Raw genomic sequence first — 22,903 nt, forward strand, 5'->3', positions numbered from 1 at the left:
ATGGACAAACCAGCGATAGAGATACGCGATCTCGTCAAGTCGTTCCCCCAGGCCGGCAGCCGCGAACGCCTCATTGCCGTCGACCACTTGTCAATGACGATCAACCGCGGAGAGGTCGTGGCCTTCCTCGGGCCCAACGGCGCCGGTAAATCCACGACCGTCGACATGCTCCTTGGCATGACCAGACCCGACAGTGGGAAGGTCACTGTCCTGGGCTCCGATCCGAGAACAGCCGCCCGTACTGGTTGCATCAGCGCCGTCTTTCAAACTGGCGGACTGCTACCCGACTTCACCGTCGCAGAGACCATGAAGGCCATCGCTGCCGCACACGGGCAGCGCTCGAGGGTCAAGCCCCTCACCGAGAGGTGGGAGTTGGCCCCATTCGCCGGAACCAAGGTCGGCAAATGCTCGGGGGGGGGGGGTCAGCGGCAGCGACTTCGTTTCGCCCTCGCGATGCTGCCTAACCCCGATGTGCTTATTCTCGACGAGCCGACAACCGGTCTGGACGTTGAAGCTCGTCGCCGCTTCTGGCAGGTCATGGGTGAGGAGGCCGACGCCGGACGTACGGTCATTTTCGCCACCCACTACATCGAGGAGGCCGATTCCTTCGCCCGTCGCGTCGTCCTCGTCAGTGGTGGACAGCTCGTCGCGGACGGTCCCATCAATGAGGTTCGCGCCTCGGTGTCCGGATCCACTGTCAGAGCGACTCTCACTGATCCCTCCGTACTGGCCGAGGGTCTGCGCACCTTCCCTGGGATTAACGACATCACCGTCCAGGGCCAGCAACTCATCGTGCACACTAGTCAGCCTGACGACCTGGCACGTCACCTTCTGACCTACACCGACGCTCACGGGCTGCTCATCTCGACGATGACCCTTGAGGACGCCTTCGTCCGGCTCACAGGCTCCAATGATTCCCGTGACGATGTTGACGACTGGGAGGCAGCAGCATGATCACCTACGCGTTTCTCGACATCCGCAGGTTGCTTCGCAACACCGGCGGCACCATCTTCACCGTACTTATGCCTGCCGGCTTCTACCTCATTTTCGGAGCCACCCAGTCGTACACCGACGCCGCCGTTGCCCACGGGAACGTCAAGGCAACGATCATGGTCTCCATGGCTGTTTACGGGGCTGTCATGGCCGTCACCACGTGGGGATCCCACGCTGCTCTCGAACAGCAGCGCGGATGGGGTCGTCAGCTGGCACTCACCCCGATGACGCCGTTGAAATACGTCTTTTCAAAGGTGCTGGCGATCGAAACTGTGGCTTTGGTTCCGCTGGCGGTCGTTTTCGCCACGGGTGCCATCACCAATGCCCGCGTCGACGGGTTGCGCTGGTTGTGGTCCTTCCTGTTGTGCTGGGTGTGCTCAATGCCCTTCACCTTGTTCGGTCTGGCCGTCGCTCTGCTGGTGCGTGGCGAGGCTGCGACTGGGATCACCTCCTTCTGCACCGTTGCCCTGGCTTTTCTAGGCAATATGTTCATCCCGCTGAATGGATTCATGCTCAAGCTGTCACGGTTCACCCCGATGTATGGGCTCGGTCAGCTGACGCGGACGCCGCTCATCGGGCAGCAGATGGTGACGATGCATGGCGTGATCGACGAGCCGGTGTGGCGTCCTGTCGTCAGTATCATCGCTTGGACGATCATCATGGGGATCGTGACAGTGCTGGCGGGTAGACGTCGTCAGAACCGCTGAGAGGATCGGAGCAGACGAGATCCACATCGGGGATGAAATCGATCGGGACAGCACCCCTGGAATGCACGGGGCTAGCAGGAAGGACTCCGCCATGGTAGTGATCGTAGGGGCATCGCGTCCGAGTCCCGTGCGGCGTCGTAACCGCAACGCCCTCGCTGCTGGTGTCTGGCTTGTCTTCCTCGCCTATACCGTCGTGTCCCTTCAGAGCTCGCCTTTACCGCCATGGCGCATCGCTTTGGGCTGGGTGGGGTTGGCCATCTTCGCGCTGTTCTATTTGGCGCTGTTCTGGTGGCATGTTGACGGGCTGGAACTGTGGTACACGAAACGTCAGGTCCGTAGAAGCGCCATCGTGGGTCAGGTTGTGCTCGTGGTCTTGTGCGCCCTGTTGGCCCTTGTCAGCCCCAAGATGGTGGCCACTGCGCTGGCATACCCGATAGCCTTCGCTGTCTTCCAGATGCCTGAGATAGCCCTTGAGATCACGCTCGCCATCGAGGTCGTCGGGATGGCTGTGCTGGTGTGGACCACGCCGGACCTGATGCCGTGGGCGATCTGTTCGGCCATCTCGGTTGCTGTAGTGACGGTGGTGGGGGTCCTGGAGCGGACGGCCTGCCGGGGGCAGCTGGCTCGTCAAGCCGAACAGGACGTCCTGGCACGTTTGGAGGAACGCCAACGGGTCGCCTCCGATGTCCACGATCTGCTCGGCCAGACACTCACGGTTATGGCCATGAAGGCCCAGTTGGTGGAACGCTTCATTGGCACCGATCCGGACGCTGCGCGTGCCCAGGCGGTCGAACTGCACGGATTGTCGCGCGCAGGTACGAGAACTGGTCAGTGACATGGCTCATATGGGAGTCGATGCTCAACTTGTCGCAGCTCGTACTGCACTGGAGGCCGCTGGTCTCGAGTGTGTCGTCTCCGACACGCGTACTGATGTCCAACGCGGGTGCCATGGCGAGCGTTCGGAGTTTGATACGGTGCGCGGATGGGTGCTGCGCGAGGCGGTGACGAATGTGGTGCGTCACGCGCAGGCCCACACCTGCTTCGTCGAGATCGATGACGAGGTTCTGGCCATCAGCGATGACGGTCGTGGCCGAGGAGGCGCTCCCGAGGGCAACGGTTTGACGGGTATGCGCCGACGGGTCGAGGTAGCCGGGGGAGAGTTGTGGATCGGGCCGGGGGAGCGTGGCTACGGTACCCGGATTGTCGTGACAGGCTGAGACCATGGTCAACAAGACCCCGATCAGGCTCGTGCTAGCTGACGACCAGACCCTAGTACGCGGAGCTCTGGCAGCCCTGCTCGGCATGGAGGACGACCTGGAGATCGTCGGCACGTGCGGGCGAGGTGACGAGGTGATTGGCCTGGTGCAGGATACTGACGCTGACGTGTGTTTGCTCGACATCGAGATGCCTGGTCTCGACGGGATCACGGTCGCTGCCGAGCTGAGGGAGCAGGCGCCGTGGTGTCGAATTCTCATCGTGACGACCTTCGGGCGACCGGGATATCTGCGACGAGCCATGGATGCCGGTGTGGCTGGATTCCTTGTTAAAGACACCCCTGCCGAGGATCTGGCCCAGGTGGTGCGCAAGGTTCACGCCGGAGGTAGGGCCATCGACCCGGCCTTGGCCGCTGAATCCCTCATCGAGGGTCACAATCCCTTGTCAGACCGGGAACGGGAGATCCTGCGGCTGGCCGAGTCGGGAGCATCGATCTCCCTCATTGCTTCCGAGCTGTGCCTGTCAGTGGGGACGGTGCGCAACCACGTGTCCTCGGCTATCGGCAAGACGGGTGCGGCGAATCGCACTGAGGCGGCTGTCACGGCTCGGCATCGGGGGTGGCTGTGAGGGTCGTGGTTCGTGATGTGGCCCAGGTCATTGCTCGTCGGCAGGGATGCAGCCAGCCAACGGTTCGGCATCGCCAAGGCTGAGAGTATGACGCAGATTGCCCGCAGCGTTCGAGTCGGTCGCGAACCCCGTTACAAGTCTCCCAGTACTACGGGAAACATCCTTTCGGACGATCGTCGGGCACACGCTCGATGACGTGGAAAGTACAGTCTTGCGGGCTTCGGGGGTGGGGCATGGAGCGTCCAGTTGACTGGTTACGACCGCAAAGGCCGTCAATGTAACTTGCCCAGGTCCACATTTCGTACCATGACGCTTCCGTTCGTCAACGAGAGATCCCAGTCGAGGTCTCGGTGACTACGACCATCGAGAATCCCCAGTAGGACCCGCATGGTGTCACCGTGCGTGACGAGCACGGTTGCCGACAGATGACGAGCTGCTAAGTCGTCCAGCAGGCTGTGACACCGCTCAGCCACGTCTGCGAGCGACTCCCCGCCGGCCCATCGCACGTCGGCCGGATGTACCCCCGTTGGCTGAGGAAGAGGTTCGAGCTCATCGGCGGTGTGCCCCTCCATGGCCCCCAGCCCCTGCTCTCGCAGCCGCGGATCCGTCATCACCTGCACTCCCAAAACTCGTGCGATGGGACGGGCCGTCTGCACTGCTCGCTTCTGGTCCGAGGCGACGATCGGGGTGCCGTGGGGCACCAGACCTGCCACCGCGCGAGCGGCCTGGCGAGCCTGACTTCGCCCGCGCATCGTTAGCCGAACACCCATGGTCTGTCCTTGGATGCGTCCTTGACGATTCCATGTCGACTGTCCGTGCCTGACGATGACGATGCGGCTCACCTTAGGAAGGCTACCGGGGCCGTTCGATAACTCGATCTCGATAAGGTGTGAGGTATGTCGATCACGCCACGCCGCCACGTCGCTGTCGGTCTGCTCTGCCGGGCTGCTGGTCTGGGGCTGGGCATTATCGCCGACCACATCGTGCCTGACCCGCAAACCCACCATCCGGTGGCCATGTTCGGTGCGGCGGTCGCCCGGCTGGAAAAGACCATGTACGCGGATTCGACGCGACGCGGGACCCTCTTTACTGTCACCTGCTTGACGCCGCTTGCGGTGATCGGAGGCGCCGTTGATCGCCTCACCCGAAACCGACCGGCGTTCCGTATCGCCACCACCGCCTTGGCCACGTGGGCCGTCGTCGGGTCTGCATCTCTGGCTCGCGAAGGCCGGGCGATGGCCGACCATGTGGCCAATGGCGATCTGGTTGCCGCGCGGAAACGTCTACCGCACCTGTGCGGGCGTGACCCTGACGCCCTCGACGCCCTCGAGATTGCCCGGGGCGCCGTCGAGTCGATGGCCGAGAACGCCTCCGACGCCGCAGTCGCATCGCTCTGGTGGGGCGCGGTCGCTGGGTTGCCCGGGCTGCTCGTCCACCGCGGGGCCAACACCCTTGACGCCATGATCGGCCACCATAACGACCGCTACGAGCACTTCGGCAAGGTGGCCGCTTACCTCGACGACGTTGTCAACTGGGTGCCAGCTCGGCTCACCGGAGCCTTGGCCGCTGGGTGTGCCTCAACGGTCGGAGGCGATCGGAAAACTACCTGGCGAGTGGTGCGGGCCGAGCATGGCCACCATCCCAGTCCCAACGGTGGCTGGTGCGAGTCGGCCTGGGCAGCGGCCCTCGGTGTTCAACTCGGCGGACGTAACGTCTACTACCGCAACCGGGTGGAGTTCCGCCCCTTACTGGGGTCGGGGCCCCGTCCCGATGCTGACAAGACGGCCGACGCGGCGCGCCTGGTCACCACGGTCACCACGGCAGCCACCTGGTGTGCTGTCGCAGGGCTGGCCAGTGTGGCCCATGTGCTGTTCTACGGCGGCCTGATTCCGCGCGGTCTTCTGCCGTACAGCAAAGGGCGTTGATGACAAGGAGACTCACCATGACCGGAATCCTCGTTGCCGGAACATCGTCGGACGCGGGTAAATCCCTCGTCGTTACCGCCTTGTGCCGGGTCGCCCGACGTCGCGGCATCGACGTGGTGCCTTTCAAAGCCCAGAACATGTCAAACAACTCGATGGTGTGCGCAGACGGTTCCGAAATCGGCCGAGCCCAGTACCTCCAGGCCACTGCAGCCGGGGTCAAACCAACATCTGCCATGAATCCAGTGTTGCTCAAACCGGGCACTGATCGGCGCTCCTTCGTCGTGTTGCGGGGAAAGCCCGGTGGAGTGTTGGAGGCGGGGGAGTACACCACCGGACGGCGACACCTGGCCGAGGTCGCATGGGCTGCCTATGACGAGCTTGCCGCGTCCCACGACGTGGTGATCTGTGAGGGAGCTGGGTCTCCGGCCGAGATCAATCTGCGCCGCGGCGACTACACGAATATGGGGTTGGCTCAGGCCAAGAACCTGCCGGTCGTGCTTGTCGGTGACATTGACCGCGGCGGGGTTCTGGCAAGTCTCTTTGGCACCTGGGCACTTCTCGACGATGACGACCGGGCTCTGTTAGCCGGTTACATCGTCAACAAGTTCCGTGGTGACGATGCCATCCTCGCTCCCGGACTTGAGGAGATCACCGATCGTACCGGGATGCCGAGTTTCGGGGTACTGCCTTGGGTCCCGGGGGTGTGGCTCGATGGCGAGGACGCCTTGGAAGTGGGACGGTGGCGTCACGAGGGAGACGCCGTCGACCCGTCATCCTTACGGGTTGCGGTGGTGCGGTTCCCGCGTATCTCCAACGCCACCGACGTCGACGCCATGGCTGGCGAGGCCGGGGTGGACGTCCAGGTGACGACAAACCCGGATACGTGTCAGGCCGCTGACGTCCTCGTCCTGCCGGGGTCGCGGTCCACTGTGTCCGACTTGGAATGGTTGCGACGCTCGGGCATCGCTGACGTCGTGGCTCGCCGTGCCAAGCAGGGGCGCACCGTGGTGGGCATTTGTGGCGGGTACCAGATGCTGTGCCGCACTATCCTCGACCCCGATGGTCAGGAGACGGCTCCGGGAAGTGTCGTCGAAGGGCTTGGACTGCTACCGGTCGAGGTGAACTTCGCCGCCACGAAGACCCTTGCCTTGTCGCACGGGACATGGCGGGGGATCGAGGTTGGTGGCTATGAAATCCATCACGGCGTCTGTCGCTCGCTTGAGGACGCTGAAGCCTTCCTTGACGGCATACACGTCGGTCCGGTATGGGGGACGATGTGGCACGGGGCATTCGAGCACGACGAATTCCGTCGCACGTGGCTGGCTGACGCGGCCCGTCACGCTGGATCATCCTGGCGTCCGCACTCCGACGAGCTGGGTTATCAGGCTCGACGCGAGGCGATGATCGAAACCCTCGCCGACGCGTTGGAGGCTCACGTCGATGTCGATCGGATACTGCACCTGGCGCGTTGATCTGTTGGTTGAGGATCTTTTCCTACTTGGCCATCTTGTTCTCAGATGACCTGGTCCATGCTGTGAGCGTGCAAGAACAGCACGGCGGCCAAAGAGACCCGGTATTCGGTGCGGCGATGTGTTCCTCGCTACCGCAGCATTAGGTGTGTGTGATGTCTCGTCTCAGCTATGCTCGATATGCGATCGAGCGATGAGCAATCCGGTGAGATTCCGGAGCGGTCCCGCCACTGTGAGACACCCCCATGCGGTGCAGCCAGACGCTCTGCCCGATTCCTGCCGAACAGACCGTCAGGCGAGGGTACCTGAGGAGAACCACATGAACGATGCCACGTCACGCACCCTTTTCGGAGTGGGGGTCGGCCCGGGTGACCCGGAACTGGTCACCGTGAAAACCGTACGCATCTTGCGCGAGGCAGACGTGATCCTCGTTCCCTACACCGAGGCCACCACTGATGGTCCGGGGCGTGCCGAGAGCATCATCACGGCTGTCGTTCCCGAAATCACCGGGCGTATCAGACGCATCCCCTTCTCAATGCGGGAGAGGTCCGGTGTCGGTGAAAAGCGCAAGGCCTCCTGGCAGGTCTCCTCCGACGCCGTGGTGACAGCCTTCGATGAGGGAGCCCGTACCGTCGCCCTCGCCACCGTCGGTGATCCGACTGTTTTCTCTACCTTCACCTATCTGCGTGCCAACGTCGAGGAGAGGCTGCCCGACGTCACCGTCGAGTTGAGCCCTGGCATTACCGCTATGCAGGCCCTATCGGCTGCGTCCGGGCGTCCACTCGTCGAGGGCAAGGAGATCCTGGCCCTCGTCCCGGCTACCGTCGGCATCAACAAGCTTGGGCAGGTCCTCGACCTCGTTGACTCGGTTGCGATCTACAAGGGCGGACGTAAACTCCCCGACGTCGTCGAGCAGTTGCGCAGCCGGGACCGTCAGGCTGTCATCGGCACCGACGTCACCTTGACATCTGAGCAGATCATCACCCTTGACGAGGTGGCTGACGCGCAGACTCTGCCGTATTTCTCGACCGTCTTGACCACTCCGGAGCGCACCACCACAGGAGGGAAACTGTGAACGAACCTCAGGCCGCACGACCCACCCAGCATGTGTCTGAGAAGGCTCTGGAGGATTTAGACCACAACGCCATCGAGCCGCCGCCGGTGTCCCGTCATGACATCCCCGAAGGAGCTGGCAAGGTCGTTTTCGTTGGAGCTGGTCCGGGTGCCCCAGACTTGGTGAGTGTGCGTGGTGCTCGGATTATTGAGACCGCCGACATCATCATCTGGGCTTCCAGCCTGGTACATCCCGACATGGTTGCCCGTCACAAGGAGGGCGCTGAGCTTATCGATTCCGCCTCCATCCCCTTGGAGGACCTTGAACCCCTCTACACCCGCGCCCGCGACGAGGGTCTGGTGGTGGCCAGGGTCCACACCGGTGACCCGTCCATCTACGGGGCTACCGCAGAACAGCGTGACCTGTGTCGTCGTATTGGTATTGACTTCGAGACCATTCCTGGCATCTCTGCTTTCTCGGCTGCCGCTGCTCGGATGGACGTCGAGATCACTGTCCCGGAAGTCTCTCAGTCACTCATCCTCACCCGGCTCGAGGGCGGGCGCACGCCCATGCCCGACGGTGAGACCGTTGCTTCCTTCGCCCGCCACGGGGCAACTATGGCAATCTACCTGTCAGCGGCCCGTAACAAGGCGCTTCAGGAGGCCTTACTGGAGGGCGGATATCTGCCGGAGACCCCCTGCATCATCGGGTATGCGGTGACCTGGCCCGAGGAGATGATGTTTCGCTGCGACTTGGCTCACCTGTCGGAGACGATGCGTAACCACAAGCTGTGGAAGCATGCGGTCGTCCTTGTGGGCCCGGCGCTGGCAGAGGGGCCGATCTCCACCCGCAGCCACCTTTACCATCCCGGTTTTCGTCACGAGTATCGCGCAGCCGACGCTCAGGCCCACGCTGACCTCAAGGCTCACGGCACCTGCGGCGTTTACCACCGGAACTCCACGAACCCCGACACGAAGGGCAATTCATGATTCGCGTCCACGGATATCTCGGCACTATTAGCAACGCCCTACGCGAGGAAGTTACCCAGGCTGATCTCGTCGTCGGTGGTCAGCGTCACCTTGATGCCCTTGCTGTCTCCGACGATAAGCGTCAGAAACTTGGTCTTATCGGGCCCGCTATTGAGCGGATCCAGTCGCTGCCTGATGACGCCAACGTCGTTGTTATCGCCTCCGGTGACCCGCTGTTTTTCGGTGTGGTTCGCCGGATCCGACAGGCCGGTTTGCGTGTCGAGGTGGTGACGGCTCCGACCTCTTTGCAGGCAGCGTTCGCCGCGATCGCCCTGCCGTGGGATGACGCCCAGTTTGTCTCCTCCCACTCCAAGGACATCGAAACGGCTGTTCGGCTTGCGAAGATCCATCCCAAGGTTGGCGTGCTGACGGCGCCCAATCGAGGTCTCGCTGAACTGGTTGATGGGCTTGCAGGTCGTGGTAAGACCTTCGTGCTGGCCGAGAAGATCGGTGAAGAGGGTCAGCGAGTGCGCGTTCTGGACGAGGACGCTGCCAAGGCCGTTATCGCCGATGAGGACATCCTTAGCCCCAACGTCGTGCTGGTGCTTGAGCACCACCCGGATTCTCCGGAGGCCCTCGGTATCAACCCCGAGCTCGCTGGTGATGTCAACGTCAACGGTCCCGACGACCCGCAGCCAGGTTCCGACACCAACCCCGACGGTTCCGACCGTGATCCGATCATCGGACAGATCATCAACTCCGACGCTGCCGTAGCCCACGCCGAGGCCATTGACCGCGCTCTCAAGCGTGAGACGAAGAAGTATGTCGGGCCATCGCGCACCGGTCTGGCCGCCGCATGGGGGGAGTGCGATCTCATCGTTTCCCACTTGGCCCTGGGCGCTACTACGCGGATCATTGCCCCACTACTGGAGTCCAAGAAGACTGACCCGGGAGTGGTCGTCGTTGACGAGGCTGGACGCTTCGCCATCCCGTTGGTGGGTGGTCACGTCGGTGGAGCCAACGAACTCTCCCGCACCGTTGCCGAGGCCCTCAGCGGCACCGCGGTTGTCTCCACCGCTACCGACTCCCTCGGTGTACCGGCCCTCGACCAGCTTGGCTGGGCCTACGAGGGTGATGTCGCGGGTGTAACCGGATCGATCATCGCCGGACGTCCGGTGCTCGTCGTCCGCGAGCAGCCTTGGCCGTTGCCCCCGCTACCCCAGAACGTCACCGAGGACGTCGAGACCCCGGCTGCCCGGGTTATCGTTTCCGAGCGGGTTGCAGAGCGCGTCTTCGTCGATCACGGTGACGACCTGCCTACCGTTGTCTTGCATCCGAGCTGTCTAGTCGTTGGGATGGGATGCAACAAGGGCACCGAGGTCGAGTCGCTGCGTCAACTCCTCGTTAAGACTTTGGAGGATAACGGCCTGGCTCTCGGTTCGGTGACCCGCTTGGTGTCCCACGAGGTTAAGGCCGGCGAGCTTGGTTTGGTGAAGCTGGCTAACCAACTCGGTGTGGAATATCGCACTGAGTCCGCCGAGGCTCTGGCCGCCCACGATGTCCCGACACCTTCCGACGTCGTTGCCCGGGAGGTCGGGACGCCGAGCGTCAGTGAGGCCGCGGTGTTGTGCCAGGGGGCCGAGTTGCTGGTACATAAGACCAAAACCTCGGAGGCTACCTGCGCCATCGGCCGCATCCCGGCACGTGGCCATCTGTCGGTGGTTGGGCTCGGACCGGGCTCCCGTGATCTGCTGACTCCGCGCGCCGTCGAGGCCATCCGCAATGCGACTTTCGTTGCCGGCTACGCCCCCTACGTGCGTCAGATACGAGACCTGGTGCGCCCAGGGGCCACAATCCTGGCCACCAAGATGGGCACCGAAGAAGAGCGCACTCAGGCCGCTATCGAGGCCACCCGGGACGGCCGCAATGTAGCTTTCGTGTGTGGTGGCGACCCGGCCATCTACGCGATGGCCTCCCCTACTCTGGAGATGGGTACCGACGGTATCGACGTCGAGATCGTCCCTGGAGTCACCGCTGAGCTCGCCATCTCGGCGATCCTCGGTGCTCCGTTGGGACATGATCACGCCACTATCTCCCTGTCGGACCTGCATACCGACTGGGACCTCATTCTCAAGCGCGTAAAGGCGGCTGCTGAGGGAGACCTCGTCACCACCTTCTATAACCCGCGTTCGCGCACTCGTACCCACCAGCTCCCTGATGCCCTGGCGATCATGGCCGAGCACCGTCCGCCTTCCACCCCGGTGGCCCTGGTCTCCCACGCTGAGCGCCGTCAACAGCAAGTGATCATGTCTACCCTCGAAGAGTTCAAGCCCGAGTGGTGTGGCATGACAACCTTGGTTGTCGTCGGCTCGACGACGACCAAGTACGTCAGCTCCGGTGATGGACGACGTCTCATGGTCACCCCGCGTGACTACCACTGGATGGACGGGCACGTGTGTAGCGAGGCTCGCAAGAATTACACCCACAAGGACTTGCCCAAGGCCGACGAAGAGACTTATCTCTCCAAGCCTCCGGTTCACTCCACTCGCATGTCTGAGCCCATAAACGACACAAAGGATTCGAAATGACCGATCCCCTCACCAGCGGAACTCCGCTGGTCATCGCTGCCCACGGCACCCGCGACGAGGCAGGTGTGGCCGAGTGCCGTGCTTTGGCTGAGCGCGTTGCTCGCAAGCTGCCTGGTATCCCGGTGGAACTGGGGTTCGTCGAGCTCGCCGAACCCGGCATCCCCGAGGCCGTCGGTGCCGCCGTCGCCCAGGCCCCAGACAATCCCGAGGGGGCCGGCGGCGACGAGGAGGCAGCCGCTGTCGTCGTGCCACTGATGTTCAACACTGGCGGTCACGTCCGCGAGGATATTCCGGAGGCAATTGACGAGGGCCGCGGGGACGCCCGGGTGATGTATTCCGCCCCGCTGTTGCCGGACGTTCGGATGCGCAAGGCCCTCAACCATCGTCTCACCGAGACCCTTGCCGCTGGTGAAGGATGCGAGGAGTGGAGGCCTCGGGACACGTCGGCAGTGCTCGTGGGGCGTGGCGCCCTAGTGCCTGACGCCAACGCCTCTCACTACACCCTGACGCGAATGTTCTGGGAGGAAAACGACCTGTCGCGGGTCGAGCCTGCTTTCATTCAGGTGACTCGTCCGTCAGTCCCGGAAGCCTTGTCTGCCTTAGCCGCGCAGGGGGCCAACCAGATCGTCGTGCAGGGCAATTTCTTGTTCCCAGGCCTGCTACATGTGTGGATGACCGAACAGGTGGAGGCCTGGCAAGCTAGCCACCCCGGAGTCGAGATCCGTATTGCTCCGGTAATTGGTGACTGTGACGAGGTCGCAGATGTCGTCGTCGATCGTTACCGCGAGCCTCTCGACGAGGTCGGTCTGGGGGAAGGAGCTCCCGTTTATATGTCGGGCCTGAGGTTGCAGGGGCGCAAGGTGCTGGTCGTCGGTGCGGGGCACGTGGCGGAGCGTCGCGTGGTGCGGTTGTTGGAGGCGGGCGCCGACGTGCATGTCGTGGCCCCAAATTCTGGCATCCAGCTTACCCGCATGTTCCGTAAAGGATTGGTGAACCTGGAGCGTCGGGCTTTCCAGACTGAGGATCTTGACGGAGTCTGGTTCGTCCAGGCACTCACGAACGATCCAGAAGTCAATGCCCTGGTGGCCGAAGAGGCCGACAGGCGAGGCATCTTCTGCGTGCGTGGCGATAACAGCCGCAAGGGCAGTGCTTTCACCCCGGCCACCCAGCAGGCTGGCGGCATGACAGTCAGCGTCGTCGGTGACCGCACCCCACGTCGTTCTGCCAGGCTGCGGGATGAGGTGCTGCGAGCCTTGCAAGGCTGATCAATGGGGTCATTCATGACACGGCGTGGGATCGCTCGACCATGACGGGCGCGTCTGGTGGTGCATATCATCGTCGGGTGATTTCCCACGACCTGCATGCCCTGGGCTTCGATGCTCCCGATCTTGACGCTCTTGTCAACTCTGCGGCTGAGGCTGGTGCCGTCGGTGTGGAAGATGTCGGCGGATTTGACTTGCTGGCTGCTTATACTGATCCGTCTGGAGCTCGGCTAGCTCTCATGAAGCAAAAGGGTCACGACGAGATGGAGACGATGGCCTCCCTTGTCGCCCCGACGACGCATCCGGCGGATCTCGTGCGATTCAGCCCAGCGGTGGCGTTAGTCGACATCTATTCCCATGCGGGTCTTGCCTCGATGCTCACCGGGGAGTCTGTCCTCACATTGCCGACAATGAATCGCAGGCACGTGGCGCGGTTCCTGGCCAACGTCGACGATCCGGTCGAGGTGCCGTTGTGTGCCGAGCCTGGCGACGACACCCCTCGTTTTGTTAAGCATCTTCGTGTGGGCGCGGTCGCCAACCAGATGTTGCGGGTTTTTGAATCCGAGGAGGAGTACGGGCGTTCCCACGAGGGATCCTTGGGCGGCGAGCTACAGTTCGCCGCCGGAACCCTGATCAGTCCTTGGCTCATGGAGATTAACGCCGGGCGAGCTACCCGTGGTGAGGCCAGTGCTGTCGCTGAGATGACGATGGTGTGCAAGAAAGTTGAGAAACGCACGAACGTGCTAACTGGGGTGGACTGGTACCGGATCGTGGGTGACACTTCGATTCCCATGACTCTGGCCGTGTCTGCGAACCTTCCTCGTGTGCCGCATGTGGGGTCAGTCGTCACTGGGCAGGTCGTCCCGGTGGTGTCGACGGGAACCTGGGAGGGTGACGTCCTCTGGGGGTGAGCATGAGCGGTCCTTGTGTTGCGACGCCCCACACCTCATCGTCATGATGGACTGGTCATGCTTGCAGTGTGGGAACGTCACACTGCAATTTACACTTCAAGTTTTGCAGTGTGAATTGAAGTGTGGGTTACAGTGTTTAGGGTTTCTAGTGTGCATCGTGGTGGACGGTTTCCTGTGGCAGGCAACGGGACCCCTTCGCGGGCGTCCGTTTCACGTTGAGCGTCCACAGTTGTAGCTGCCTGTTGCATTGACGCTGGAGGTGCGACTTTCGGGCCGGATCCGATCACAGTCGAGATCTAAGCAGCACTTCGATGAGGGTCTTAGTGTGAGGAACACAAGCGCGTTGACGTCACGGGGGACGCCAGATGGGGAAAAGACCGCGAATTGCTGCCCGAACGCGCTGTCTGCGAGGCTTTCGTCAACGAGCACGGCGGGGTCGTGGATTCCACTATCTGTGCGGTGACAACGCGTCCTGACGCTTTCGCGTCCAGCGGCTTGCTCTCACGCAAAGTTTGCATCACGGTGGAGCTTGGCTCGGAGGCGATCGGAAGTAGGCACCTCGCGGTTACCGTGTAGCTTTTCGCCCCACAACTCGTGGTCCGAGCCGATTCTGTTGTGTGGCCCGGTATGTTGACGGGGCTGTGCGGCATGGAATGGGGGTCCCTGATATCCTCCATGAGTCTGTATGGTGCGGCCCTGATGAGGTCGCAGGAACCCGGTGTGAATCCGGGACTGTTGCGCAGCGGTGACGGTGACGACGTCGGCGAAACCACTGGGAGTGATCCTGGGAAGGGCCGACCGAGGGTGATCCGAAGTCCGAAGACCCCCATGCACGGCGCTGTGTCGTTCGGATCTCGCATCAAGATCCTCGCACCAAGAAGGAACTGTCATGCCCTCATCGAGGCGATCGGTTGAGCGTGACCGCAGGTTACCGGTGGCGCCGTTGCTGCTGGTCCTCGTGGTGCTCATCGTCGTCAGTGCCGTCATCTCGTTGGCCATCGGATCCGAACCACTGCCGCTGCGTGGAGTCCTTGACACCGTGGGCGCTCGGGTGACCGCTCAACCGGGACCCGATCCGATAATTGACGTCATCGTCTGGGACCTACGTGCCCCGAGGGCTCTGCTGGCGGTTATCGTTGGCGCCGGTCTTGCCCTGGCTGGAAGTGGCATGCAGACCTTGGTGCGGAACCCGCTGGCTGACCCCTACCTGCTAGGTGTATCGGCTGGCGCAAGTGTGGGAGCAACCGCAGTCATCGCTTTGGGGATGTTCACTTCGTGGGGAACTCACCGACTCACTCTTGGTGCCCTTGTAGGGGCCTTGGCGGCAGCTGCATTGGTCTATCTCATTTCCATGGCGCAAGGAGGCATGACGCCGCTTCGGTTGGTGCTGTCGGGCGTGGTGTTGTCCTCGGCGTTCTCGGCGTTGGCGAGTTTCCTCGTCTTCCGAAGTCCCGACCCGCGTGCGGCACAGTCGGTGCTGTTTTGGATGCTGGGGTCAGTTGCGGGTGCCACCTGGGACAGCCTGTGGGTGGCGGCCCTTGTCACTGTTGTTATCGCCGTGCTTATGATCGCGTTCTCCGGGTGGTTAGATGCTCTGGCGGCCGGCACCGACGTCGCCCGTTCCCTGGGCATACCTGACACGCGCGTCCGCAAGGCGCTGTTCGTCGGTAGTTCAGTGCTCGTCGGAGTGCTCGTGGCCGTTTCCGGCGGCATTGGGTTCGTGGGGCTTGTCATCCCCCACATGGCTCGATTGCTCGTGGGAGCCAGTCATAGGTCGATGCTCCCAATCGCTGCCGCCGTGGGCAGCCTGTTCCTGTTGTGGGTGGACGTCGGTGCGCGAGTTATTGCGGCTCCGCAAGAAGTGCCCCTCGGCGTCGTAACCGGATTCATTGGTGCGCCCATCTTCTTGTACCTCATGGGTCGCAGCCAATACCGATTCTCGAGTGAATCATGACGTGTCTTGACGTTCGCAATGTGCAGTGCCGGATCGGTGATCGCGTCATCGTCGACGACGTGAGCTTCACGGCGGGAGCGGGACAACTCACTGCCATCGTCGGGGTCAATGGTGTGGGTAAGTCCACGCTGTTGCGATCCATCGCCGGCGTCAGAAAGGTCAATGCCGGGGATGTCCTGCTCGACGGGAAATCCGTGAACCAGTACACACCCATGCAGCGGGCTCGGCTCATGGCGTTCGTCGGACAGGAGGAATCTCCCTCCCCGGATCTCCTGCTGGGAGAGATGGTGGCGCTGGGACGCACGCCGCACCGCAAGCCGTGGCAGGTGGGGCAGCGTTCCGAGCGCGCGATCATTCGTGACGCTTTGGCTTTGGTCGGGTTGGATCATTTGATCGATCGTCGGTGTGACCATTTGTCGGGCGGTGAACGGCGACGCGCCGTCATCGCGCGTGGGCTGGCCCAAGGGGCCGATCTCATCCTGTTGGACGAACCGACCAATCACCTTGACGTTCGACACCAGTTGCAGTTGTTGGAGACGCTGCGTGCCAGTGGGCGGACGGTCGTGGCCACCATCCACGACCTAAGCATGGCCGCTTCGCACTTCGATCGCGTGGTCGTCCTGGCCGACGGCGGAGTTCTTACCACGGGACCCGCCGAGGAGGCGCTCAGCCCGTCTAACGTGGCGACGGCTTTCCATGTCATCGCGCATCATGTCACCACCCCTGAAGGCAGCCGGGAACTCGTCTGTACCGCAGCGCTGCCCGAGCCCTCTAGAAAGGAAATCTGAAGTGTCTATTCCTCGCCTGCCTATCGCCGTGGTCGCGTGCCTAGCCATGGCTCTAGCCGGATGCAGCAGTGGATCCACCTCCAAGGGTGACGACGCCAAGAGCTCATCCGAAGTTACCTTGACCAACTGTGGGAACAAGGTGACGTATCCCAAGGTTGCCCAGCGTCTCTATGTCAATGACGGCAACATCATCGCCATGGCTCTCAGCGCGGGGGCCGCTAGGCAGATCGCTGCTGTAAGTTCACTGGGTGATGACAAAACGATTCTTGCTGCCAAGTACGGCTCGCATGTCATCGACAACCTGCATGAGGCTGTCAAGGGGTATCCGACGCTGGAATCGATCATCGCCAACAAGCCCGATGTCGTTGTCGCGGGCTGGAATTATGGGTTCTCCGAAGAGGGCAATCTGACCCCGGACAAGCTCCATGAGCGGGGCATTGGCAGTTATCTGCTCAGCGAATCCTGTCGGCAGAAGGGCAGTGAGAAGGCTCGTGGTGTCATGCAGCCGTGGGACGCCGTCCGTACTGATCTGAGTAACCTGGCTAAGCTCACCGGCAATGAACCGACCGGGAAGAAAGCGGTCAAGGATCTCGACGACCGGCTTGACGCTCTTAACAAGGCTCCGAAGGCTGCGAAAACCCCTGTGGTTTTGCTGTTCGACTCAGCCAAGGACACGGTCTTCACTAGTGGAAATAAGGGCGGACCGCAGGCCATCATCAATGCTGCGGGTGGGCAGAATGCGGCCCACGATGTCAACGATACGTGGGTAAGGATCGGCTGGGAGAAAGTGGCGACACTCAAGCCCGACGCCATCGCCTTCGTTGATTACGATGCCCAGCCTTTCTCCGAGAAGGTAAAGATCCTGCAATCCAACCCGGCGACCAAGAATCTTGCTGCGGTGCAGAAGAAGCGCTTCCTGAACCTTCCCTACGCCATGTGGACCTCTGGCCCTCTCAATATTGATGCTGCTGAGCATCTGCGGGTCAGCTTGGAGAAGTGGGGGTTGGAGCCTAAGTCGTCGATCAAGCCGCAACTCACGATCCCTGCATCCGTGCCGGGGCACGAGGGCTGAGGAATCTGGGCCGTCCTGCTGCCATAACCCTCGGGATGAAGCTCCGACCGGTCTATGTGGTCGAATCTCGTCTCATCACGACCACAGCGACGAGAAGGGAAGCGATTCGATTCGAGCCGATCGCCGGATTTTGTCCCGTGCCGGTCGTCAAGACGATACCGGCGAGGAATTCGTCACCAAGCCGATCTCGAAGGGCCTTGAGGTGCTGGAAGTGCCGGGCAGTGGCCGCAGCAGTAGATGTCACCTCTACCGCGATGATGCCTGCCGGGGTTTCCACGATGATGTCTACTTCGGCACCTTGGCGATCCCGATAATGGAAAAGTTTGAAGGGTGTTGCCGACCATTCTTGGTGCCGCAGCAGCTCACAAACCACGAATTGCTCGAGTAGAGGACCAAGATGGTCGGCGCCCTGCATCGAGCTCAAGTGGGCGGCGTCCATATTCGACAGTGCGGCGTTGAGTCCCGTGTCGATGAGGAACACCTTGGGACGCTGGATCTGCCGTTTCGTGAGATTGCGGGATCCCGCCGGCAAACGGTGGATAAGGAACAAGGATTCTAAGAGATCGAAATAGCGAACCACGGTCCCGCGTGCCACGTCGAGTTTGTGCGCAAGCCTGTCCTGTACCAGCTCGGCCCCGGGGGACAGCCGCCAGCAGTTGGAGTAACTTGCCAAGGATGGGAATTCGGGTCTGTGCCATGTCAGAGGCATCTCGCTGGACCAGTCTGTGGGCGTAGCTCTTGCACCCAAGCGGTGATGTTGCGCTGTAATAACTGCATACTAAGTCATTAGTAGTTTGCTACCGCTGAATCAGCGAAACGCCGTGCCTAGAATGACGATTCGCTGTCTTGGAAAGAGCAATTCGCTGCCGTCAGCGATGACTGTTGGTCAACTCGTCGGTCGATGCAATGGCGTTAACGGCGGCCACTGCGATCGCCGATCCACCGCGTCGTCCCAGCAAGGTGAGATACTCCAACCCTAGTTTCGAGTCGACGAGGGCCTGCTTGGACTCTGCTGCACCGACGAACCCGACCGGGATACCAACGACGGCTGCCGGGCGAGCGCCGGTCTCTTCGCACACCTCAAGTACTCGAAACAGTGCGGTGGGGGCATTGCCGATAGCGACAATGGCTCCGTCGAGCTTGCCTTCCTCAGCCCACAAGTCCACCGCGGCGCAGGTCTTCGTCATATTTTTCGCCTGAGCGATATCGGCCAAGCGAGGGTCCTTGATGTAGCAGATCGTTTCGTTGTCGCGCGGTAGTCGGGATCGGATAATGCCAGTGGCCGTCATGGAGGAATCACACAGAATTGGTGCACCGTCACCTAGAGCTTTGCGAGCTGCCGTCACTACTGCTGGGGTAAAAGCGATGTCATCGGCGATGGCCGGATCGGCAGCGGCGTGGATCATGCGGACGACAACCCCCTCAACGTCGGTGGGGAAGCGATCTAGGTTCGCCTCGGAGCGAATAATACGGAAGGACTCGCGGTAGATGTCGGATCCGTTGTTGACGTATTCGTGGACCACGATGCTGCTCCTGACGACGGCGAAAACTTGTGGTGGTGATTGTGTGGAAGCGTAACACTGGGCCATTGTGCTGTAACGGGGCGCAACCAAGCTTAGGCAGCCCTTGGATACAACTTTAGGAGCGGCTGTGTTTAACTGGTTAACGTACAACTCGAGAATGTCCTGATGACGTGGTTGAAGCCGGGAAGTGCCGGCACGGACGCGCCACTGTGAACGACCCTATGCGGTTCGAAAGTCAGATCTGCCATGCACGTCAGGCCTTTCCAGGACGGGACGCGACTCCCGAGAAAGGAGATGACACCCCATGCATATCGCTGAGGGGGTTCTCTCGCCGGCCCAATGTGCGGTTTGGTATGCCGCAGCTGCACCGTTCGTCATTCATGGCGGCTACCGGGTCGTCAAAGAGGTTAAGGAGCACCCTGAGAACAAGCTTCTGCTAGCTACCGCGGGCGCTTTCACCTTTGTGCTCTCGGCCATCAAACTGCCCAGCGTTACGGGATCGTCCTCGCACCCCACCGGAACGGGAGTTGGGGCGGCACTGTTCAAACCGCCTGTCATGGCCTTCCTGGGGATGATCGTGCTCATCTTCCAGGCCCTGCTCCTGGCTCACGGGGGAATCTCCACCCTGGGAGCCAACACTTTCTCGATGGCTATCGCGGGACCGTGGGCTGGGTACGCCTTCTATAAGCTCACCAAGAAACTACGTGGGCCTGACGCGTTAGCGATCTTCCTGTGTATGGTCTTCTCCGACTTCATCACCTACGTCGTGACTAGCTTCCAGCTGGCTTTTGCCTTCCCGGATGCCACCGGTGGCTTCTGGGGAGCTGTCGGCAAGTTCCTCGGCATCTTCGCCATGACCCAAGTCCCGCTGGCTCTCATAGAGGGCCTCGTCGGCATCCTGTTGTTCCGTTTCCTTGCCAAGGTCGCCGCCCCGCAGCTCAAGCAGCTCGGCGTCCTCGACGACAACCCGGAGGTGGCTCATGCCTGAGAGCACTGTTGCGAAGGCCCATCAGGACAACTCCCTGACTAGCAAGAGTAAGTGGGTAACCCCGGTCATCATCGTCCTCGTGGTTGGCCTTTTCGTCATCAGCATGGTCCTGGGTGCCAAGAAGACCAGCGGCGGCGAGGAAGGCTTCGGAGGAACTGACGACGCTGCCGCCGAGGCCGCTGAGAAGGCCGGTGCCAAGAAGTGGATCGAACCGATCTTCGAGCCGAACTCCTCTGAAGTCGAGTCCGGTCTCTTCGCTCTCCAGGCAGCTTTGGGTGCCGGCATAGTTGGATATGCCTTGGGTCGCATGAGTGGCCGTGCGAAGGGTCGTGAGGAGGCTGAGCGCGCCTCCGACCTCAACAGTGTCGACGACGTGCCGCAGGCCGCCGTCACCTCTTCGGAGGACACGTCGACTTCGAAGTCATGACAATTACCTCTCTCGACGACGCCGCCTGGGATTCCCCCTGGCGGCGTCGCCCGGTCGGGGAAAAAGTCGCCCTGTCGACAGCCCTGCTCCTGACCGCCCTGTGCACCCCGTCAATGGAGACCTCCCGGTGGGTGAGGCCGGTGGTAGGCTCCGGCATTTGGCCCGGGGCTCTGTTGGCTGGGATCATCAGTGTGATCGTCGTCCTGGGGCCAGCCCGCATTGCTGGACGGGTGCTGTGGCAGGCCGTTGTCGCCCCGCTCGTCTTCCTCGTCATTGGCGGCATCTCCGTTCTCGTCAGTCTTGGATCCACCCCGGTTGGAACGGTTTGGTGGCATGCCGGGGCGTTCAGCATCGGACCTGTTTCCAGCGCCCAGGCGATGTCCCTGATCGAACACGGCGTATGCGGCACCCTCACCCTCATGGTGCTGGCAGTCACCACGCCGATGGTTGATCTCCTCACCTGGCTGCGGAAATTCCACATCCCTGATCCGTTGTTGGAAATCGCCTCCTTGACCTACCGACTCATCTTCGTGCTACTCGATACCGTTGTCACAGCCAGTGAGGCCCAGCACGCCCGCCTTGGCGATACCCCGGCCGGACGATTCAGCGGGTTCAATCGGCGCATGAACAACACGGCCGCTCTGCTGGGATCGGTCGGGATCCGGGCATGGACGAGGGCTAACCGTCTCAACGATGGACTCGTTAATCGCGGCTTCGAGGCCGCACTGGCCACCTTGCCCATCAAACGCACCGGTTCGGTGCGATACAAGATCATCGTCGTCATCGTCATCGCCGTCCTGTGGGTGATCAGTTGGACGACGACCGGAAGGATTTTCAGATGAGTGCCAAGGTCCTGCTGTCGACCGAGCACCTGTACGCCACCCACCCGGGCCGTCCGATGGTACTGACCGACGTGAATGTCTCCTTTCGCGCCGGGGTTCGCGTAGCGATCCTGGGAGCTAATGGATCCGGTAAGACGACCCTCATGCGCTGCCTGTCCGGTTCCCTCAAACCCGCCAAGGGCCACGTCAAGAGAAGCGACACCGTTGTCGGCTACGGACGCGCCCAGCTTCGTGAGCACCGACGAGCCGTCCAGCTTGTGCTGCAAGACCCTGACGACCAGCTCTTTAGCGCAGATGTCAGCCAGGATGTCTCCTTCGGCCCCATGAATATGGGCCTCAACGTTGACGAGGTGCGTGACCGGGTCTCCGAGTCCCTAGAACTGCTTGGGGCCAGTCACCTGGCTGAGCGTGCCACGTACCAACTGTCCTACGGTGAGCGCAAGAGGGTCGCGGTTGCCGGTGCCGTGGCCATGCGCCCGGATCTGCTGCTCCTTGATGAGCCCACCGCCGGACTTGACCCGGTTGGAGTCACCCAGATGTTGGAGGCCCTGGATCGGCTGCGCGATCACGGAACGACGGTGGCGATGGCCACCCACGACGTCGACCTGGCTCTGGCGTGGGCCCAGGAGGCTCTCGTCGTTGTCGATGGTCAGGTGCACCAAGGACCGATCGACGAGTTACTTGCTGATGCCGACATGGTGGGACGGGCACACCTGCACCTTCCGTGGCCCCTCGAGCTCGCCCGGCGTCTCGGTGTTCGGGGCCTTCCCAGGACGATGGACGAGGTTGTGGCGATGCTATCCGACAGTCCCGCGCCAGTTCCCTCGAATTGATGGTCAAGGTGCTGCGCAGCGATCTTGGCAGTCTGGGCGCAGCGGTGGTTCGATGGACCCCATGAACAGGTCATCGTCGAGTGCTGCGCTGCTCATCGGCGCCGTCGCCGTGCCGATCGCCGTGTGCGCGGTGTTGAGCGCCCTCATCGACGTCTTCGTCGCTCCGGCAGCGGCTCTCGTGCTCGTCCTCGTCATTGTCATCGTCTGTTTGAGAGGGTCGTGGCTCGTCGACGTCCTCGTCATCGTCGTTAGTGCCATCGGCTTTGATTTCTTCCTCACCTACCCCTACCGGAGCATGAAGATCGCCTCGCGTCCCGACATCGAGGTGACGATTGCGCTCTTCGTCGTCGGTGCCGCTATCGCGGGCATTTCGCGGTGGGCGCTGACGGCCTCAGATTTGGCTGAGCGGCGACAGGGATATGTCACCTATGCTCTGGACGCGAGGTCGGGAGACATGAGCCGTGACGAGGTTGCCCAGCGTCTGGCCGGTTTGGTCGGGGCTGAGGCCGGAGCTTGGGTGGATGGAACTCCACCGTCTGGGGAGGCTGTCATTCAGGACGCCACCGCCATGCGCACCGACGTCGGTTTGGAGGATCCCTCTCGGGTGGGGTTCCCGACCGATCGCTTCATCTGTTTCCCCGCGGCCGGTGGTTACATCCGTATCTCGGCGGCATCGCGCCACGTGCGTCCCACCGCCGAGCAGATGCGTGCCGCCTGCTTGCTCGCTTCCCAGATCAGCTGAGTGCCCAGTAGGATC

The 22,903-nt window shown here is 62.0% G+C and carries 21 protein-coding genes, 2 pseudogenes and 2 riboswitches; of the genes and pseudogenes, 20 read left to right on the forward strand and 3 right to left on the reverse strand.

The window, feature by feature from the left end; genetic code table 11:
- The 4 genes and pseudogenes from LRP59_RS04135 (at position 1) to LRP59_RS04150 (ending at position 3,542) form a co-directional block, all read left to right on the forward strand.
- Entirely contained in the window at positions 1-954 is a 954-nt protein-coding gene (locus LRP59_RS04135; protein ID WP_230703799.1) for an ABC transporter ATP-binding protein, read from the forward strand.
- Positions 951-1,700, forward strand: a complete 750-nt coding sequence (locus LRP59_RS04140; RefSeq protein ID WP_002513143.1) for an ABC transporter permease — start codon at positions 951-953, stop codon at positions 1,698-1,700. Before LRP59_RS04135 ends, LRP59_RS04140 begins: the two co-directional genes overlap by 4 nt.
- Before the next feature lie 61 nt (positions 1,701-1,761).
- Positions 1,762-2,917: pseudogene (locus LRP59_RS04145) on the forward strand (sensor histidine kinase).
- Positions 2,918-2,921: 4 nt separating this feature from the next.
- Positions 2,922-3,542: a response regulator transcription factor gene (locus LRP59_RS04150; protein WP_002513146.1), complete on the forward strand. Its 621-nt coding sequence runs from the start codon at positions 2,922-2,924 to the stop codon at positions 3,540-3,542.
- A gap of 272 nt (positions 3,543-3,814) precedes the next feature.
- Here LRP59_RS04150 and LRP59_RS04155 read toward each other — a convergent pair whose 3' ends face one another.
- Positions 3,815-4,369, reverse strand: a complete 555-nt coding sequence (locus LRP59_RS04155) for a histidine phosphatase family protein (RefSeq protein WP_371408054.1) — start codon at positions 4,367-4,369, stop codon at positions 3,815-3,817.
- Between the two features lie 183 nt (positions 4,370-4,552).
- Between LRP59_RS04155 and cbiB the strand changes: the two genes are divergently transcribed.
- From cbiB to LRP59_RS04210, 11 genes are all read left to right on the forward strand, one after another.
- Positions 4,553-5,467, forward strand: a complete 915-nt coding sequence (cbiB, locus tag LRP59_RS04160; RefSeq protein ID WP_230606450.1) for an adenosylcobinamide-phosphate synthase CbiB — start codon at positions 4,553-4,555, stop codon at positions 5,465-5,467.
- Positions 5,467-6,939, forward strand: a complete 1,473-nt coding sequence (locus LRP59_RS04165; protein WP_002521192.1) for a cobyric acid synthase — start codon at positions 5,467-5,469, stop codon at positions 6,937-6,939. The genes cbiB and LRP59_RS04165 overlap by 1 nt, the downstream gene beginning before the upstream one ends.
- 198 nt (positions 6,940-7,137) lie before the next feature.
- Positions 7,138-7,197: riboswitch (cobalamin riboswitch) on the forward strand.
- Positions 7,198-7,255: 58 nt separating this feature from the next.
- A complete protein-coding gene (cobI, locus tag LRP59_RS04170) occupies positions 7,256-8,011 on the forward strand; it encodes a precorrin-2 C(20)-methyltransferase (protein ID WP_002513151.1) in 756 nt (251 codons plus the stop codon).
- On the forward strand, positions 8,008-8,979 hold the full coding sequence (gene cobM / locus LRP59_RS04175; RefSeq protein ID WP_002513152.1) for a precorrin-4 C(11)-methyltransferase: 972 nt from the start codon (positions 8,008-8,010) through the stop codon (positions 8,977-8,979). The genes cobI and cobM overlap by 4 nt, the downstream gene beginning before the upstream one ends.
- Entirely contained in the window at positions 8,976-11,546 is a 2,571-nt protein-coding gene (cobJ, locus tag LRP59_RS04180) for a precorrin-3B C(17)-methyltransferase (RefSeq protein WP_054249198.1), read from the forward strand. The genes cobM and cobJ overlap by 4 nt, the downstream gene beginning before the upstream one ends.
- A complete protein-coding gene (locus tag LRP59_RS04185; RefSeq protein ID WP_002513154.1) occupies positions 11,543-12,811 on the forward strand; it encodes a CbiX/SirB N-terminal domain-containing protein in 1,269 nt (422 codons plus the stop codon). Before cobJ ends, LRP59_RS04185 begins: the two co-directional genes overlap by 4 nt.
- A gap of 41 nt (positions 12,812-12,852) precedes the next feature.
- Positions 12,853-13,719, forward strand: coding sequence for a VOC family protein (locus tag LRP59_RS04190; protein ID WP_002513155.1), 867 nt, complete (start codon positions 12,853-12,855; stop codon positions 13,717-13,719).
- Positions 13,720-14,157: 438 nt separating this feature from the next.
- Positions 14,158-14,295 (forward strand): 23S rRNA methyltransferase, encoded by a 138-nt coding sequence (locus tag LRP59_RS12080; protein ID WP_171011474.1) that lies wholly within the window; start codon positions 14,158-14,160, stop codon positions 14,293-14,295.
- Between the two features lie 92 nt (positions 14,296-14,387).
- A riboswitch (cobalamin riboswitch) is annotated at positions 14,388-14,566 on the forward strand.
- 87 nt (positions 14,567-14,653) lie between these two features.
- Positions 14,654-15,673: an iron ABC transporter permease gene (locus LRP59_RS04200; RefSeq protein ID WP_002513157.1), complete on the forward strand. Its 1,020-nt coding sequence runs from the start codon at positions 14,654-14,656 to the stop codon at positions 15,671-15,673.
- Positions 15,670-16,461, forward strand: a complete 792-nt coding sequence (locus tag LRP59_RS04205; protein WP_002513158.1) for an ABC transporter ATP-binding protein — start codon at positions 15,670-15,672, stop codon at positions 16,459-16,461. The genes LRP59_RS04200 and LRP59_RS04205 overlap by 4 nt, the downstream gene beginning before the upstream one ends.
- A 1-nt stretch (position 16,462) precedes the next feature.
- A complete protein-coding gene (locus tag LRP59_RS04210; protein WP_002513159.1) occupies positions 16,463-17,533 on the forward strand; it encodes an ABC transporter substrate-binding protein in 1,071 nt (356 codons plus the stop codon).
- A 75-nt stretch (positions 17,534-17,608) separates the two neighbouring features.
- On the opposite strand, the pseudogene LRP59_RS04215 reads toward LRP59_RS04210, so the two are convergent.
- Positions 17,609-18,273: pseudogene (locus LRP59_RS04215) on the reverse strand (ATP-binding protein); the annotation flags it as partial.
- Positions 18,274-18,402: 129 nt separating this feature from the next.
- Positions 18,403-19,122 carry a precorrin-8X methylmutase gene (locus LRP59_RS04220; RefSeq protein WP_002531818.1) on the reverse strand — a complete coding sequence of 240 codons (720 nt, stop codon included), beginning with the start codon at positions 19,120-19,122 and terminating at the stop codon, positions 18,403-18,405.
- A gap of 238 nt (positions 19,123-19,360) precedes the next feature.
- Here LRP59_RS04220 and LRP59_RS04225 point away from each other — a divergent pair, with 238 nt between their 5' ends.
- The 5 genes from LRP59_RS04225 to LRP59_RS04245 are packed head-to-tail and all read left to right on the forward strand — an operon-like array spanning position 19,361 to position 22,888.
- On the forward strand, positions 19,361-20,044 hold the full coding sequence (locus tag LRP59_RS04225; RefSeq protein ID WP_002513162.1) for an energy-coupling factor ABC transporter permease: 684 nt from the start codon (positions 19,361-19,363) through the stop codon (positions 20,042-20,044).
- The gene (locus tag LRP59_RS04230) at positions 20,037-20,471 is read left to right on the forward strand and encodes an energy-coupling factor ABC transporter substrate-binding protein (protein ID WP_002513163.1); all 435 of its coding nucleotides are present in this window, start codon (positions 20,037-20,039) and stop codon (positions 20,469-20,471) included. The genes LRP59_RS04225 and LRP59_RS04230 overlap by 8 nt, the downstream gene beginning before the upstream one ends.
- The gene (gene cbiQ, locus LRP59_RS04235) at positions 20,468-21,313 is read left to right on the forward strand and encodes a cobalt ECF transporter T component CbiQ (protein WP_002513164.1); all 846 of its coding nucleotides are present in this window, start codon (positions 20,468-20,470) and stop codon (positions 21,311-21,313) included. The genes LRP59_RS04230 and cbiQ overlap by 4 nt, the downstream gene beginning before the upstream one ends.
- Positions 21,310-22,146 carry an energy-coupling factor ABC transporter ATP-binding protein gene (locus tag LRP59_RS04240; protein WP_002513165.1) on the forward strand — a complete coding sequence of 279 codons (837 nt, stop codon included), beginning with the start codon at positions 21,310-21,312 and terminating at the stop codon, positions 22,144-22,146. Before cbiQ ends, LRP59_RS04240 begins: the two co-directional genes overlap by 4 nt.
- 52 nt (positions 22,147-22,198) lie before the next feature.
- Positions 22,199-22,888 (forward strand): DUF4118 domain-containing protein, encoded by a 690-nt coding sequence (locus tag LRP59_RS04245; protein ID WP_002513166.1) that lies wholly within the window; start codon positions 22,199-22,201, stop codon positions 22,886-22,888.
- Positions 22,889-22,903: the final 15 nt, after the last annotated feature.

The sequence above is a fragment of the Cutibacterium sp. 37298 genome (assembly GCF_023838685.1).
In the GTDB taxonomy this organism is placed as follows: Bacteria; Actinomycetota; Actinomycetes; order Propionibacteriales; family Propionibacteriaceae; genus Cutibacterium; species Cutibacterium acnes.

Coding starts and splice junctions, on each gene's coding strand:
- LRP59_RS04185 (WP_002513154.1), top strand. CDS start 11,543: ATGACCGATCCCCTCACCAGCGGAACTCCGCTGGTCATCGCTGCCCAC.
- LRP59_RS04140 (WP_002513143.1), top strand. CDS start 951: ATGATCACCTACGCGTTTCTCGACATCCGCAGGTTGCTTCGCAACACC.
- LRP59_RS04190 (WP_002513155.1), top strand. CDS start 12,853: ATGACGGGCGCGTCTGGTGGTGCATATCATCGTCGGGTGATTTCCCAC.
- LRP59_RS04135 (WP_230703799.1), top strand. CDS start 1: ATGGACAAACCAGCGATAGAGATACGCGATCTCGTCAAGTCGTTCCCC.
- LRP59_RS04245 (WP_002513166.1), top strand. CDS start 22,199: ATGGACCCCATGAACAGGTCATCGTCGAGTGCTGCGCTGCTCATCGGC.
- LRP59_RS04205 (WP_002513158.1), top strand. CDS start 15,670: ATGACGTGTCTTGACGTTCGCAATGTGCAGTGCCGGATCGGTGATCGC.
- LRP59_RS04165 (WP_002521192.1), top strand. CDS start 5,467: ATGACAAGGAGACTCACCATGACCGGAATCCTCGTTGCCGGAACATCG.
- LRP59_RS04150 (WP_002513146.1), top strand. CDS start 2,922: ATGGTCAACAAGACCCCGATCAGGCTCGTGCTAGCTGACGACCAGACC.
- cbiQ (WP_002513164.1), top strand. CDS start 20,468: ATGACAATTACCTCTCTCGACGACGCCGCCTGGGATTCCCCCTGGCGG.
- LRP59_RS04225 (WP_002513162.1), top strand. CDS start 19,361: ATGCATATCGCTGAGGGGGTTCTCTCGCCGGCCCAATGTGCGGTTTGG.
- LRP59_RS04240 (WP_002513165.1), top strand. CDS start 21,310: ATGAGTGCCAAGGTCCTGCTGTCGACCGAGCACCTGTACGCCACCCAC.
- cobJ (WP_054249198.1), top strand. CDS start 8,976: ATGATTCGCGTCCACGGATATCTCGGCACTATTAGCAACGCCCTACGC.
- LRP59_RS04230 (WP_002513163.1), top strand. CDS start 20,037: ATGCCTGAGAGCACTGTTGCGAAGGCCCATCAGGACAACTCCCTGACT.
- LRP59_RS04220 (WP_002531818.1), bottom strand. CDS start 19,122: ATGGCCCAGTGTTACGCTTCCACACAATCACCACCACAAGTTTTCGCC.
- cobI (WP_002513151.1), top strand. CDS start 7,256: ATGAACGATGCCACGTCACGCACCCTTTTCGGAGTGGGGGTCGGCCCG.